Here is a 15,242-nt window from a genome sequence, read left to right as displayed (position 1 = left end):
TCGAAAATTTATAGACATAGTGTGATACGGGGGGAGCGATATTTAAAACGCATCTATAAGGGAGATAACAAACTGAAATTACTGGATCAGCGTTATTTGCCCAGATGGGCAGTGTTGTCCATTGATATCTGCATTTGTATTTTCTCATTTTTGGCCGTTTATTTTATTATAGTTGGCACCCCACTTCAATTTTACAACGTATTATCTACTCCATATCGCGCTCTTGCGGTTATTGGAATTAACGTTCTCTTCTTTTATATTTTTCGAACCTACGCGGGCATTATTCGGCATTCTACCTTTACCGATGTTTTTCGGGTAGCATCGGCTTCTTTTGGTACTGCCGTAGCTTTGCTTTTGATAAATTTTGCCACCTTTCTTTTTTTCGGACAGAAAGTTTTTCTCACTACAGGAATTTTATTGTATGCATTTATTTCATTTACCATTTTACTTTTCTTCAGAATTTCGGTAAAGGAGTCATATCAATTTTTGAAAAATTTTGCCTCGGGGAATTTAAAAAAGCGCGTATTGATTGTAGGGGTTCAGGACAATACCATCAGTTTGGGAAAAGCCTTGACTACAGACGGAAATATGCCTTTTACCTTGGCAGGTTTTATAACTGAAAATCCACATAGCAAAAGAATAAAAATCCTTGGAAAACCAGTATTTTCTGTTCCGGTTAGTTCAAATTCCAATTCATTTACGGCTTTATTGGCAGACTACAGTATTGATGGTGTACTGGTAATCAGCGATTCGCTGACCATCAAGGAAAAAAATCAAATTGTGGAGGCTTGTCTGGCGAACAAGATCGAAATTTTCAACGTTCCCACCATGGAACACTGGAACAAGCGTGAGGACATAAGTACCCACATAAAACGTATCCAAATTGAAGACTTGCTGGAAAGACAGCCTATCGCCATAGATTCAGACCTTATTAAACAAGATCTTGAAGGCAAAGCTATTATGGTAACCGGTGGCGCTGGCTCCATAGGTAGTGAAATTGTAAGACAGGTTTCCAACTTCAACCCTAAAATTGTAGTGATTGTAGATAATGCCGAATCTGCATTACATACCATTGAGCTGGAAATGAAAGACAAATTTCCAGATTTGAAATTCTCGACCCAATTGAGTGATATTACCAACGAAGGCCGAATGGAGCGCATTTACAATAAATATAATTTTGATGTAGTCTATCACGCCGCGGCATACAAGCACGTACCCTTAATTGAAAGGAATCCGCGTGAGGCAATACGGGTAAATATTAATGGAACACGAATTTTGGCGGAATTGGCCGTAAAATATAATGTGGGAAGATTTGTTATGATTTCTACCGATAAGGCAGTTAATCCAACAAATGTAATGGGCGCTTCCAAAAGAGCTGCTGAAATGTACGTGCAATCGCTACAGAACTCTACAAACGTGTGTACACGTTTTATTACTACAAGATTTGGAAATGTTTTGGGCAGTAACGGTTCCGTAATTCCCTATTTCAGAAAGCAAATAGAGGAGGGCGGTCCAGTAACCGTTACGCATAAGGATATTATAAGATATTTTATGACCATCAGTGAGGCTTGCCAATTGGTTTTACAAGCCGGAACTATGGGCAAAGGAGGCGAAATATTTGTGTTCGATATGGGTAAACCCATCAGAATTTTGGATATGGCAGAGCGAATGATCGCCTTGAGCGGTCTAAAACCTTATGAGGATATTGATATTAAGATTACGGGGCTTCGGGAAGGAGAAAAATTGTATGAGGAGCTTTTGAATGACGGTGAAACCACGCTTCCCACATATCACCCAAAAATCACGGTTTCCAAAGTAGTAATTTGCAATTTCAAGGAAACACATGATGCTATTGAAAATCTCATACTTCTTACAAAAACCGAACGGAAGAAAACGTTGGTAAAAGCTCTAAAAACGTTGGTGCCCGAATATGTGAGCAATAATTCAGTTTTTGAGGAACTGGACAAAAAACCTTCGCTTAATAATTGATTATACAAATACATCTTTATTTCAACTTCATTAAGAAGCCTAAACCCTATATTTGCAAAAAATTTAACTGATGCGTAAAAGAACTGGAAAGTTGCTCCTTGCCATAAGTTTGGTCTTATTGATATCCTCCTGTGTGTCCCGCCAAAAAATCGTTTATTTTCAAGATTTGCCCCAACAATTGGCTTCATTGGACAGCGTACAGAATACTTTTAAAATTCAACCTAATGACATTTTGAGTATCACGGTATCTGCGTATGATCCGGTGGCGGTTAAACCGTTTAACTTGGTTATGGCACCTGAGCAAGGCAGCTCCAGCAATCAATTGAGCGGATACCTTACAGGGGCAGATGGAACCATCAATTTTCCAGTTTTGGGAAAGATAAAAGTTGCCGGAATGACGCGCAACGAACTCAGCGATATGCTTTCCAAAAGAATTTCTGAATATGTTATCGCTCCCATCGTCACTATAAACATCGAAAATTTTAAGGTGAGTGTTTTAGGCGAAGTAAACAGTCCAGGAACGTATCCGGTGCAGGGAGAGAGGCTTACATTGCCCGAAGCACTGGGGATGGCAGGGGATATGACCTTATTTGGAAAAAGGGATAATATATTGGTAATAAGGGAAATTAATGGAAGAAAAACATTTCGATATCTCGATATACGCACTGCAGATGTAATGGATGATGAATTTTATTATCTGAAACAAAATGATATCGTGTATGTAGAACCCAATAACGCCAAGGTACAAAGTTCAAGTTTTAACAGTAACACCTCAATATACATTGGGGTTGCTTCTCTACTGTTATCTGTTATAGTTTTAATTGTTAGATAAGAATGCAAGATCTGCCCCAAAATAAGGAACAAGAACAAGAAGTATCCCTGAGGGAACAAATTGATATTTATTTGCGCAATTGGCCGTGGTTTGTCATCACCATGGTTGTAGCGTTTATAATTGCATTCATCTATCTAAGATACACCGTTCCCTACTACAGCAGTACGGCTACCATATTAATTAAAAATGAAGGAAATAACCAGGTTTCCGAATTGGCGGCCTTTCAGGATTTAGGGTTGGCCGGAACGTTGAACGCATCAGATTTTGACAATGAACTGGAAATATTGCGATCCAAAAATCTAACCGAAAGGGTAGTGGATGAGCTCAATCTTTCCGTTATCTACAATCGCGAGGGAAATATAAAGGATGCTGAACTTTTCTCGGACAGGCCTTTTCATGTGAAGGTTATGTCTACCCCAGACAATCAGTTGGTTTCAGGCAAAGTATTCTACATTACCCCAAAATCCCTGACAAAATTCTCAATTTATATTGATGAAAATTCAAATTCTCAAGATCACAATTTTGGTGATTTAGTGAATTTGGGTTGGGGAACCATAATGGTAACACCGAACGTTGAAGTTTTGAAAGATCTTGATGAGGCCAATTCCTTTGGTGAAATTAGGGTAACTATTGCCGATAGAGAAAGTGTTGTTGCCAATTTGCGTAGCGCAATGGAAGTCTCACAAATGAGCAAAAGCAGTAGTATAATTCAGTTAACCCTTACTTCAGCTTTACCGGATAAGGCACGAGCAATTTTAGATGAATTTATTGAACAATACAATGCAGACGCCATAAACGATAGGAATATGGTCGCCAAAAATACGGCCGATTTTATTCAAAACCGACTCGAGATTATTACCAATGAATTGGATAGCGTTGAGACAGGCAAAGTTGAATTCAAGGAGGAAAATAGATTGACTGATATTAATGCAGAAGGTCAGATTTTTCTGGAAAATGCTAGTGAATTCAACAAAAGGCAGATGGAGGTTGAGACCCAGATTGAACTTGTGAATACAATGATAGACTATTTGCAGAATGGATCCAAAAGCGATTTGTTGCCAGCAAATTTGGGCGTAAGCAAAGAAGGTTTTTCGGAACAGATCAATACCTACAATCAATTGGTTTTGGAAAGAAACAGGCTATTGCAAAGCAGTACCGAAAAAAACCCGTTGGTTTTGGGGCTTGATAGTGAAATTGGTGGCATGCGTAACAATGTTATGGAGAGCTTGATGAATGTGAAGCGATCGCTTCAAATTACGCGGCGGGATATTGGTAGCCAAAATGCACGCATAGGTTCAGAAATTTCAGAAATACCTTTAAAGGAAAAAGAATTTAGAAATATAAGCCGACAGCAGGAAATAAAAGAGTCTCTTTACCTTTATTTACTTCAAAAAAGAGAAGAAACCGCAATTTCCTTGGCAGTAACAACGCCAAAGGCGAAAGTGGTTGACCCCGCCTACAGTTCACGCGCACCAATTTCGCCCAAAAAGCAGATTATCCTTCTTGGAGCTTTGTTAGTAGGGTTGTTGATTCCATTTTTGGTGATTTATGTGAAGCAACTTCTCGACAATAAAATTAGAAATCGAGCTTACGTTGAACGCCATTCAAAACAAGTTCCCATTGTGGGTGAAGTACCAAAAATTGGTAAAAGGGAGGCTGAGCTTATTACATTCAACGACCATTCAATTCTTGCGGAATCTTTCAGGATTTTACGGACAAACCTTCAATATTTATTTGTCAATAAAAATGTTGACGAAAGCAGAGGGAAAAAGATTTTTGTCACTTCAACAGTGAAAGGTGAAGGTAAAACTTTCGTTTCATCGAATTTAGCCATTACACTTGCCAATAGCGGTGCAAGTGTGATATTGGTGGGGGCAGATATTCGAAACCCTCAGCTTCAGCGTTATCTTACCGGTAAGTATAACAAAGAAGGTGTTGTGGAGTATTTGGTAGACTTAGATAGTAATGCGGAGGATTACATTCAAAAATCCAACGACCAAAAAAATCTTTCACTTATGGTTTCGGGGACTATCCCTCCCAATCCCGCGGAATTGTGGATGCAACCAAGAGCGGCGCAACTTTTTGAGGAATTGGCGAATAAATTTGATTTTGTGGTGGTAGATACGGCACCATCTATGCTGGTTACCGATACACTTTTGATCAATAAATATGCAGATATTACCCTGTACGCAATTAGGGCCGGTTACACAGAGAAAAAACTTCTCGGTTTTCCATTGGAAAGTATCAAGAACAACAAATTGAACAACGTCGCCTTTGTGTTAAATGATGTGAGTATGGCAAACTTTGGATATGGTAATAAATACGGATATACCTATCAAAGGGAGGAAAAATCATTCTGGCAAAAGATTTTTAATCGTTAGCCCATGAAAAAGATGCTCCCTTACATACTTCTGTTGGCAACCGCATTATGTAAGGGACAAATGGAGTACAACGGTGAGATAAAACTTTCCGCGCTGGCTTCAAATAACGCCAATTCGCCTTTTTGGTATTATACAAATACAAATAGGGAAAAGGGAGAATTTACAAATGCGGCCGCAATCCCAAAAATTTCCGCTACATATACTTTTGAACGCTTTCAACTAGAAATGGGAGCATCGGTATTTGTTAGGGACGGTGCAATTGAACCCGTTCAGCGCGGAGAACTTTTTATCCATTTTTCAAATAATTGGCTAAAAGCAACACTGGGCGCAAAGGCTGTGGATGTGAATGCTGAAGGACTTTCCATGACCAATAAAAATTTTATTTGGAGTGGAAATGCGAGGCCTATTCCTGGGGCAGTACTTGAGGCAAATGAACCCATAAAAATTTCGCCCACATTTGGTATCGATTGGGGTATAGGCCATTACTGGCTAAACGATGAACGGTATGTAGAGGATACGCGTCTTCACTACAAAAGGCTTGGGATTAAAACCACTTTCAATGAAAATCACCAGTTGTTTGTACGTCTGCAACATTTTGTGCAGTGGGGAGGAACTTCCCCGGAATTTGGAAAATTGCGAAGCGGTTTAAAAGATTTTTTTTACATTTTTGCCGCAAGCGAAACCACCGAAACCAATAATGAAAACGAGACCGCAAACGCTTTGGGAAACCATTTGGGTTCAATTTTTGGGGATTATACATTTAAATATCCTATCGGAAATTTTTCTGTTTATCACGACCATCCGTTTGAGGATGGTTCCGGGACTCGTTTTGCGAATTTTCTCGATGGTTTGTGGGGAGTTTTTTTTCAACCAACCAACAAACGTTTTTTTTCAGGTATTTTATATGAATATACCGATACGGTAGACCAAAGTGGCATCTCGGTAGGAAGTGGCTTCGACAATTATTTCAGCCATAGCCTATACCGAAGCGGATGGACCTATGAGGGAAATATAATAGGTTTGCCGTTTATTCTTGCCAATAAAAATATGAATATCGCCGAAGACGGAACACCTATTTTTAACAATCGTTCCAAAGTGCACCATCTTGCTTTAAAGGGAAATTTTAAAAATTTTGAATGGATGCTGAAAACTACCTATGCGAAATATCTGGGAACGTATGGAAGACCGTTGTTTCCGGAGCGCAAAGATTCTTATAATTTTGCTTCCATTTCCTATAAAACCAAAGATTGGGGAACCTTCAAAATTTTGGGCGAAATTGATTTTTCAAATACGGAATCCACTATTGGCGGGGCTGGTGTGGAATATCAATATCATTTCTAAAATCAATATTTTATTGATCCTTTTCTTTTTTGCCGAATAAAAATCCCAATGGGAACCAAATAAACAAGAAGAGGAATTTTCCCGTCACCAATCCGTAAATAGTTATTAGTGCGGCTATTATCAAAAAAACTATCTTTAAATTTTGGGACATAAATTTCAGTTTTATTTCTGATTTCTATTTATTTAGAAAATAAAGAATCATCATTCCTCTTCGTTACCGCCATAAACCAAATCCACAAATTCTGTCTTTTCAATTTCACCGAAATATTCCTTCACATTAATATTTTCAAGTATTTCTGAAATATCCTCTTTTTCATAGCGAATGCCTTCCAAGAGTTTTTCGAGATTTTCCACGGACTCCTTTCCGAAGAAATCACCAAAAATCTTCACTTCCTTAATATATCCTTTTTCAACAAAAATGCGCAAATCAATTTCGCCAATAGTAAATCGCTTGCTGTTTTGAATATTGAATTTTGGGGAACGGCCGTAATTCCAATCCCAAGTTTCATACTTTTCCTCACGTAACTGGTGAACGGCTTTCCATTCCTCTGGAGTTAAATGGTACTTTTCAAACGGCTCACTTTCCTCGTAAAGTCCTTCCAGTAAAAGGGTTCTAAATTCATCAATGCTGAGTTGTTTCTCTAAAAATTCTGAAATATTGGCAACCCGGCTTCGTACAGATTTATGTCCTTTGGATTCAATTTTGCCCATTTTCACATTCAGGGCATTTGCAACTTCGGTCAAATCGGTTTTCAATAAAAGTGTACCGTGGCTCACCATCCTTTTTCCCGTAGAAAACTGTGCGGTACCGGAAATCTTCTTTTCTGCCACCTGAATATCGTTGCGTCCTTTCAACGCTGAGTCCAGCCCCAAATTTTTCAGAACCTTAATAACGGGCGCGGTAAATTTTTTAAAGTTGTTCAAACTTTTAATGTCGTGATTTGTAATAAAACTGAAGTTGAGATTTCCAAAATCGTGATATACCGCACCACCGCCGGAAATTCTTCGGATAACGTGAATGTTTTTCTGTTTCACATATTCGTGGTTTATTTCCTCCAACGTATTTTGGTTGCGGCCAATGATTATGGACGGTTCGTTCACGTAAAATAATAGGTAATCCTGATTTGGATTAAAATTGCGCAGGGCATATTCCTCGAGAGCCAAATTAATGCTGGGGTTGGTAATGCCCTCATTTTCTATAAAAATCATAGTTTGAATTTTTTTTGAATTGTAAAGATAGGGGTTATCATTTCCAAAAGCGATGGAGCTTTATAAAATGCAATAGTAATTTCCCTAAAGCAAATAGGAAATCTTGAAACCGCCAAACCAGTTTATGGGCAGTCCGGGATAGTAATATCTGGGATCGGAATTGCCAAACCCAGTTGCATTTATTAAAACCGAAGCGGCGTATTTTGTATCCAAAAAATTACTTACCCCGGTATTTAATTCAAAAAAAATGTTTTCTGAAATAGTGCAATTAAAAGATGCTTTTGCGTTTAAAACCGTGTATTTTTCTGAATATAAATCATTTGCATCGTTCAACGGAATTTTTCCTATGTGAAGAAAATTGGTGTTCAGCAAAAGATTTTTGAATTTCAGTTGAATCCCTCCATTCAGTTTTTTATCGGGCACTCCCGTGAGGTTGTTTCCGGAAAAATCATTTTCATTATCAACAAAATCCACAAAGTTGTGATCCGTAAATTCAAAATTCATATAGGGTGAAAAAAGAATATTTTTACCGATTTTTTCTCTATACTTTATACTCATTTCAACGCCTTTGTGTTCCGTCCTGCCTGCATTTCTACCAATAAATTGATCGTCTCCCACACGTTCTGCCACAAGTAGATTTTCGATATCCAAAAAATAGGCATTTGCCTGTATCTCAATTTTTCGTTTTTGCAAAAACAATTGACTGCCTATTTCATAATTATAACCTATTTCTGGACCCAATTCTGGATTTATAACTCCCGCTGGCGTCAAAGTTTCCTCGATGGAAGGATAATTGAAACCCCGACTCACGTTGGCGTAAGCGTTTACTTTATTATTGAATTGGTACAGCAAATTAACGTTTGGAGCTAAAATGGGATCAAAACTTCGGCTTGCATTTTTGTTCGTTGCGCCAATGTTGAATTGATCAACAAAATTATAATTGGTTTTATTAAAATTGAGTCCAAACTCTCCTTTCAATTTTTTGGAAAACGAAAGGGAAACTGTCCCAAAAACATTCAAATTTTTCCGTATTTCTTTGTTGTCGCTGAGCAAATCACCTTCCAGACTGCCATTGCCATTATTGTTTTCGTATAGATTTTCAATGGTTTTCCAATTGTATTCATCTTTGTAAAATTCACCACCGAAACTCAGATTTCCGCTATTTCCCAGAAATAGAAAATCTTTTGCAAAAACGGTCCGGCCGCCGTAGCCATTGGTAAATTCATCGAGAATATTGAATGGGCGCGGTTCATAATGATCTAAATAGCTATAAAATACGGTTGAAGTATTGCTGAATTTTTCAGAAAATCGATGTGTAAATCTCAGTCCTGCCAATGTTTTTTTATTGTTTTCAAAACCTTGGGCCTGCGCCCAGGTAAATGCCGCTTGGGCAGGATCTTCGTTGAAAGCGGTAATGCCAATGGACGATGGAATTTGGGCGAAATAATCTATATAGTTCAATAAGAGACCCAACTCATTCTTACCATTAAATCTATATTTTGAAGAAATTAAAAGCCCTTTTCTGTTGTATTTACTATTTTGGCGAAATCCTTCCGTTTGCAAATGGTCGTAATTCATATTGATTGAAAACTTTTCCGATGAAGTAGCCAAGGAAATAGAATTTTTTATCAGTCCAAAAGAACCAATTGTAAAATTGTTGTGAAATTTAGATTCGCCGCTCGCCAATTCTTTCGAATTCAAAAGAAGCGTGCCGCCCAAATTTGTGCCGTACTGAGTGGCTTTCGGACCTTTTACAATTTCCAGCGTTTGCAGGTTTTCCGGGTTAAAAAGATCGATTGTAGTTTCTCCTGCACCGTCCGTTATCGGGATTCCATTGAAATAGGCACGAATTTTATTGGTGCCATACAGCGTGCGCGAACCCACCCCACGAATCGTAATTCTATTTGTGTTTATGGCGCCACTTTGGATAAAAACCCCTGGAGTTTCATTTACTGCCGAGACTAAGTCTATTGGGCTGTATGTATTAAATTTTTCTTCGGAAATTATTCGGGTGGGAAGAATAATGTTGCTTTCTTTTTGATACGTTGAAGAGAGGATAACCTCCTCCAGATTTTCACAATTTGAAAGCGGCTGCAGTTTAAACTTTTGATTGGGAACTTCCATTAGAAACGTAGCAATGAAAAAATCTGGATGTTCCAATCTAATCTCTATGGGAAGTTGTACATTTTTTGGAAGAATAAAAACGCCATTTAAATTGGTTTCTGTAATTTTTTCCGAAGCAATAAGTATTGAAACTTCAGGAATGGGGCTTCCTTCACCAAACACAAAGCCTTTTAAAACTTGCGCCTGCGAAACATTAAAAAAGGCGGTCAATAGAATAACCGCCCAAGTTTTACAATTTAAATTCCTCATTAAAGTTTATCACATTCTTTATAACCTGAAGTATATGGAATTTTGTGTAACTAATTTGAATAACTCACTTTCCAAATCACATTCCCGGAATCATCATTTACCAGCAAATCTCCTTTTGGTGTAACCGTTACGCCAACGGGACGGCCATAAACATCATTTTCATCAGCAATAAATCCTGTGAGAAAATCCTCTGGCTGTCCACTCGGTTTTCCGTTTTCAAAAGGCACAAAAACCACTTTATAACCAGAAAATTTTGCGCGGTTCCAAGAGCCGTGTTGACCCACAAAAAGCCCATTTTTATATTTTGAAGGAAATGTTTCGGCATCGTAAAAAGTAAGACCGAGTGACGCGGTATGTGGCCCCACGGAAACATCTGGAACTATTGCCTTTGCTACCAAATCTGAACCTTTTCCGTCCATTCTCGGGTCTGGCAACTGACCAAAATAGGAATAGGGCCAGCCATAAAATCCGCCTTCCCGCACGCTGGTAACATAATCTGGCACCAAATTATCTCCTAATTTATCACGTTCGTTAACCGCCGTCCAAAGTTCGCCGTTCACGGGATTCCAGTCCATTCCCACAGGATTGCGTAGGCCGCTTGCATATATTTTTTCATTTTGTCCGTTTACATCTACTACTAAAATATTGGCGCGTCTTATTTCCTCATCCATTCCGTGTTCGGCTACGTTACTCGCAGAACCAACTGATATATAAATTTTGTCTTTTGCCTCATTAGTAATAATATTTCGGGTCCAGTGATTGTTATATCCACCGGCGGGCAGTTCCAGAATTTTATCGCCTTTCGCATCTTTTAGCGATGTTTGCCCTTCTTTGTAAGGAAATTTATAAAGACCATCTGTATTGGCTACGTAAAAGTTATTTCCTATTACCAACATACCGAACGGCTGGTTAAGGCCTTCAAGAAAAGTTTCCCGCAATTCCGCAGTGCCATCCTCATCCTTGTCACGTAAAATTGTGATACGGTCCGCACTCCCTCTGGTACTGGATTCGCATACAAACATATCGCCGTTTGGGGCTATGTATGTCCACCGCGGATTGTCAAAACCATCTGCATACTTTGTTACGGTAAAACCCTGTGGGGCAGCGGGCATTTTTCCATCGGGCCAATCTTTCATTCCGTTTCTGTTGGTAACAGATTCAGAAGCAAAAGGTTTTGGCAGCACGAGCGCTCCCAATGCAGTTTCAACGGTATCAGCTTGTTGTTTGATTTCAGTTTCGGATTTGCCCTCCATATATTTTTTCTTTTCAGATTTGCAAGAGAAGAATGCAAGGGAGAGTACCGCAGTGAATAGGAAATATTTTTTCATAATTTTTATTTTGAAATAAAAGTAGCCAATAAGAAATGGACGGTATTCGAGATGTTAAAAGTTTAATGAATTTTTAACGCTAAAAATCTGAATTGAAGATTGAGTGAATACCGGTTATAAATAGCTAAATCACATTAAAAAATTATCTTTGCGCATTATGGGCAGACTGGTTCAAATAGCAATACTACCAAGGCAGCAAGACGATTTGGATTATGTTCTAGAGCTTGCTTTGGAAAAGGAAAAACTTCGGAAAGGCCAAATAAGTGATTGGCGAATCAGAAAACGATCCATTGATGCCCGCCGGAAGCCAATCAAAATAAATTTACAGATTGAAATTTGGATGAAGGGTGAAAAACGTGAAATTATTCCGCCATTTGTTCCAAAAAATGTTTCCGAATCGAAAGAAATTGCCATCATTGGCGCTGGCCCGGCAGGGCTTTACGCTGCTTTGCGCGCTGTTGAAGCAGGATTAAAACCCATAGTTTTTGAACGTGGCAAAGATGTTCGTGAAAGGAGAAGAGATCTTGCTGCCATTAATAAAGATCAAATTGTAAATCCGGAAAGCAATTATTGTTTTGGTGAAGGTGGTGCAGGAACGTATTCAGACGGGAAACTTTACACCCGTAGCAAAAAGCGCGGCAATGTACTAAAGGCGCTGGAATGGTTTGTGCATTTTGGTGCAGATGAAAATATTTTGGTGGATGCGCATCCGCATATTGGCACAAACAAATTGCCAAAGATTATTACCGCAATGCGGGAAGCGATTATTGAAAATGGGGGCGAAGTGCATTTCAATTCGAAATTGACAGATTTAAAATTGAACAATCATGCTATTGAAGCGATTGAAATCAACGGCGAAAATTGGATGAAATTTGACAATGTGATTCTCGCTACGGGACATTCAGCTCGGGATATTTTCTATTTGCTTCACAAAAAAAATATTAAAATTGAAGCGAAACCATTTGCCATTGGCGTTAGGGTTGAGCACCAACAGGAATTAATAGACCACATTCAATATCACGGCGATGCGGAAAATCCCTATCTGCCACCGGCTAGTTATGCGTTGGTGGAGCAGGTGGACGGGTTGGGTGTTTATTCTTTTTGTATGTGCCCCGGCGGTATTATTGCACCTTGCGCCACGGAGCAGGGAGAGGTGGTTACCAACGGCTGGAGCCCGAGCAAACGCAATAATCCATATGCAAATAGCGGTATTGTGGTGAGCGTGGAGCCAAAGGATTTGCCAAATTATTCCGAAAACGATCCCTTTGTGTGCCTCGATTTTCAAAAATATGTTGAGCAGCGCTGTTGGGAAGCAGGCGGTAAAACCCAAAAAGTTCCCGCGCAGCGAATGATAGATTTTGTTGAAGGAAAAGTTTCCGAGGATTTTCCGAAGACTTCTTATCAGCCCGGCATTGTTTCAGCCGATTTAAATGAAGTTCTTCCTCCCTTGCTTTCAAAACGGTTGAAAAAAGCTTTTGTGGCTTTCGGAAAAAAAATGAAGGGATATTACACCAATCAGGCCGTTTTGCACGCTCCCGAAAGTAGAACTTCATCACCCATTAGCATCCCCCGAAACCCAGAAACTTTGGAACATATTGAGATACATGGTTTGTACCCTTGCGGGGAAGGAGCGGGGTACGCGGGAGGGATTATTTCGGCGGCAATTGATGGAATAAATTGTGTGGATGCCATTGTCCAAAAGTTGGAAAAATAAGCACTTTTCAATAAAGTTTTCTTCTTTGAGCATACCCAATTTTCAATTTTTATAAAGCTTCAAACAAAAATGTTCTGCTTTTCATTTTGAATAAAATTCGCTTTAAATGAAATTAAGTGATGACGTTTCATCTAATATTTCGATTAAAAGGAGGAGTGGCAAAAGCCATTTCCTAAATCTAAAAAAATATGATGAAACAAAAATTACAATTGCTTTTTACTGTAGCCATCACGATTTTCTTCGGAACAAAAACATTTTCACAAGATTGGGAAACTGTAGGAAACCCTGGGTTTTCCGCCGGATTCGTTGAGGATGTTTCCCTAGATTTTAATGCAAATGGAGAACCATATGTTGCCTATAGGGATGGCGGAAATATGCTGAAAGCTACGGTTATGAAATTTGATGGAACCAACTGGAATCCCGTGGGAAGTGAAGGGTTTTCACCGGGACAGGTTAGTTTTACTTCATTAGCTATTGACAATAGCGGAACACCAATTATCGCGTATTCAGACAGCGCAGAAACTTCAAAAGCAACTGTGATGAAATTTGACGGGACTAATTGGGTAGTGGTTGGAAGTGCTGGATTTTCTGCTGATACGGCTTACCATACTAAACTTGCGATTGGAAACAATAATGAATTATTTGTGGCATACCAAGATTGGGCGGAAGATTTTGGGGTTACGGTTATGAAATTTAATGGAAGCACATGGGAAACTGTGGGCGATTCCGGATTTTCTGGAAGTGGTTCCATAAATACGGATCCTTCCCTTGCCATAAATAGTAATGGCGAACCCTTTGTGGCGTTTCGCGATTCGGCAAATGGAAACAGAATGACGGTTATGAAATTTGATGGAAGTGATTGGATTCTGGTAGGGAATGCAGGATTTTCCTCAGGAAATATTATAAATCCATCCCTTGCTTTTAATAATAATAATGAGCCCTACGTAGCATATACGGATGGTGGAAATGGCGATAAGGCAAGTGTTATGAAATTTGACGGAAGTAACTGGGTAGCAGTTGGAAATGCTGGATTTACGACAGATGAGGCAATTAGTACATCACTCGCATTTAGTGATACGGGAGCACCTTGCGTTGCATTTCGGGATGGGGCAAATTCAAATAAAGTTACAACGATGATTTTTGACGGCACAAATTGGCAAGCTATTGGTACAGAAGGATTTTCGGAGGGTTCTTCAGGTTATATTTCGCTTGCGTTTGATAATTCGGGAAAACCCACTGTGGCATTTTTAGATGGTGCAAATGATTCTGGCGCTACTGTTATGAAGTATACTGGCACATTGGCAACGCAGGAAGTTGAAGCTCTTTCTTTAACCATATATCCAAATCCTGCCGAAGATTACATCAATTTGGAATGGGGCCTGGATGTGCAGCCCCAATCGTTTTCCATAATTGATATTCTGGGTAATATTATTTTAAAAACTTCAAAAGTGAAACAAAGCATAAATATTGAAAATTTGCGTGCAGGGATGTATGTGCTGGTGATTAATTCCGAAAATAATATTTCATATAAAAAGTTTTTAAAGAAATAGTCAATTAGCTCTCGCATTTTGATCATAAAAAAAGGCTATCATTTTTTGATAGCCTTTTCAAATTATATTTTGAGATATTATTTTATCTCAAGAAGTTCCAATTCAAACGTTAAGTCTTGTCCTGCCAATGGATGATTGGCGTCAACAATTATAAAAGTATCCTTCACATCAGAAACGCGCAATTGGCGCTCGCTACCATCTGGATTTTTGGAAACTAGGCCCATACCTACTTCCGGTTTTATTTCCTGCGGAAGGTTTTCATTCGGTATTTTTTGGAATAGTTCTTTTTGCACCTCGCCGTACGCTTCTTCTTTGGGAATAGTAATGGTTTTTTTGTCGTTCACCTTCATATTTACCAGACCCTTTTCAAAACCAGGAATTAGTCTTCCTTCACCCAGCTTCACCTCAAGTGGTTCGCGCTTTAGAGAGCTATCGAACACCTGTCCGTCATTCAGTTTTCCTGTGTAATGAAGTTTTACGGTTTCATTTCCTTGTACTTGATTCATATTATTGTTTTTTCAATTA

Annotated in this window: 10 protein-coding genes; 6 read left to right on the top strand and 4 right to left on the bottom strand. The window is 38.9% G+C overall.

Annotated features, from left to right (window positions below; genetic code table 11):
• Window positions 1-21: 21 nt before the first annotated feature.
• The 4 genes from KIV10_RS07010 to KIV10_RS06995 all read left to right on the top strand — a co-directional run bounded on the left by KIV10_RS07010 (window position 22) and on the right by KIV10_RS06995 (window position 6,543).
• Complete coding sequence (locus KIV10_RS07010) at window positions 22-1,989, top strand: polysaccharide biosynthesis protein (protein ID WP_214112806.1); 1,968 nt, start codon at window positions 22-24, stop codon at window positions 1,987-1,989.
• A gap of 70 nt (window positions 1,990-2,059) precedes the next feature.
• Window positions 2,060-2,821 (top strand): polysaccharide biosynthesis/export family protein, encoded by a 762-nt coding sequence (locus KIV10_RS07005; RefSeq protein WP_214112805.1) that lies wholly within the window; start codon window positions 2,060-2,062, stop codon window positions 2,819-2,821.
• Window positions 2,822-2,823: 2 nt separating this feature from the next.
• Complete coding sequence (locus KIV10_RS07000; RefSeq protein WP_214112804.1) at window positions 2,824-5,202, top strand: GumC family protein; 2,379 nt, start codon at window positions 2,824-2,826, stop codon at window positions 5,200-5,202.
• Between the two features lie 3 nt (window positions 5,203-5,205).
• On the top strand, window positions 5,206-6,543 hold the full coding sequence (locus KIV10_RS06995) for a capsule assembly Wzi family protein (RefSeq protein ID WP_214112803.1): 1,338 nt from the start codon (window positions 5,206-5,208) through the stop codon (window positions 6,541-6,543).
• Between the two features lie 201 nt (window positions 6,544-6,744).
• Here the strand turns inward: KIV10_RS06995 and KIV10_RS06990 are convergent, their stop codons facing one another.
• The 3 genes from KIV10_RS06990 to KIV10_RS06980 all read right to left on the bottom strand — a co-directional run bounded on the left by KIV10_RS06990 (window position 6,745) and on the right by KIV10_RS06980 (window position 11,453).
• Window positions 6,745-7,752 carry a lipoate--protein ligase gene (locus KIV10_RS06990; RefSeq protein ID WP_214112802.1) on the bottom strand — a complete coding sequence of 336 codons (1,008 nt, stop codon included), beginning with the start codon at window positions 7,750-7,752 and terminating at the stop codon, window positions 6,745-6,747.
• Between the two features lie 84 nt (window positions 7,753-7,836).
• A complete protein-coding gene (locus tag KIV10_RS06985) occupies window positions 7,837-10,125 on the bottom strand; it encodes a TonB-dependent receptor family protein (protein WP_214112801.1) in 2,289 nt (762 codons plus the stop codon).
• Between the two features lie 50 nt (window positions 10,126-10,175).
• Window positions 10,176-11,453 (bottom strand): PQQ-dependent sugar dehydrogenase, encoded by a 1,278-nt coding sequence (locus KIV10_RS06980; RefSeq protein ID WP_214112800.1) that lies wholly within the window; start codon window positions 11,451-11,453, stop codon window positions 10,176-10,178.
• A 157-nt stretch (window positions 11,454-11,610) separates the two neighbouring features.
• Here KIV10_RS06980 and KIV10_RS06975 point away from each other — a divergent pair, with 157 nt between their 5' ends.
• Together KIV10_RS06975 and KIV10_RS06970 are read left to right on the top strand one after the other, a co-directional pair.
• Window positions 11,611-13,167 (top strand): NAD(P)/FAD-dependent oxidoreductase, encoded by a 1,557-nt coding sequence (locus tag KIV10_RS06975; RefSeq protein ID WP_214112799.1) that lies wholly within the window; start codon window positions 11,611-11,613, stop codon window positions 13,165-13,167.
• Window positions 13,168-13,358: 191 nt separating this feature from the next.
• A complete protein-coding gene (locus KIV10_RS06970) occupies window positions 13,359-14,717 on the top strand; it encodes a T9SS type A sorting domain-containing protein (RefSeq protein ID WP_214112798.1) in 1,359 nt (452 codons plus the stop codon).
• Window positions 14,718-14,794: 77 nt separating this feature from the next.
• On the opposite strand, the gene KIV10_RS06965 is transcribed toward KIV10_RS06970, so the two are convergent.
• Window positions 14,795-15,223 carry an FKBP-type peptidyl-prolyl cis-trans isomerase gene (locus KIV10_RS06965; protein WP_214112797.1) on the bottom strand — a complete coding sequence of 143 codons (429 nt, stop codon included), beginning with the start codon at window positions 15,221-15,223 and terminating at the stop codon, window positions 14,795-14,797.
• Between the last annotated feature and the right edge of the window lie 19 nt (window positions 15,224-15,242).

Source organism: Aequorivita echinoideorum, assembly GCF_018476645.1.
GTDB classification, from domain to species: domain Bacteria; phylum Bacteroidota; class Bacteroidia; order Flavobacteriales; family Flavobacteriaceae; genus Aequorivita; species Aequorivita echinoideorum.
This window is presented reverse-complemented; position numbering and strand designations above follow the sequence as displayed.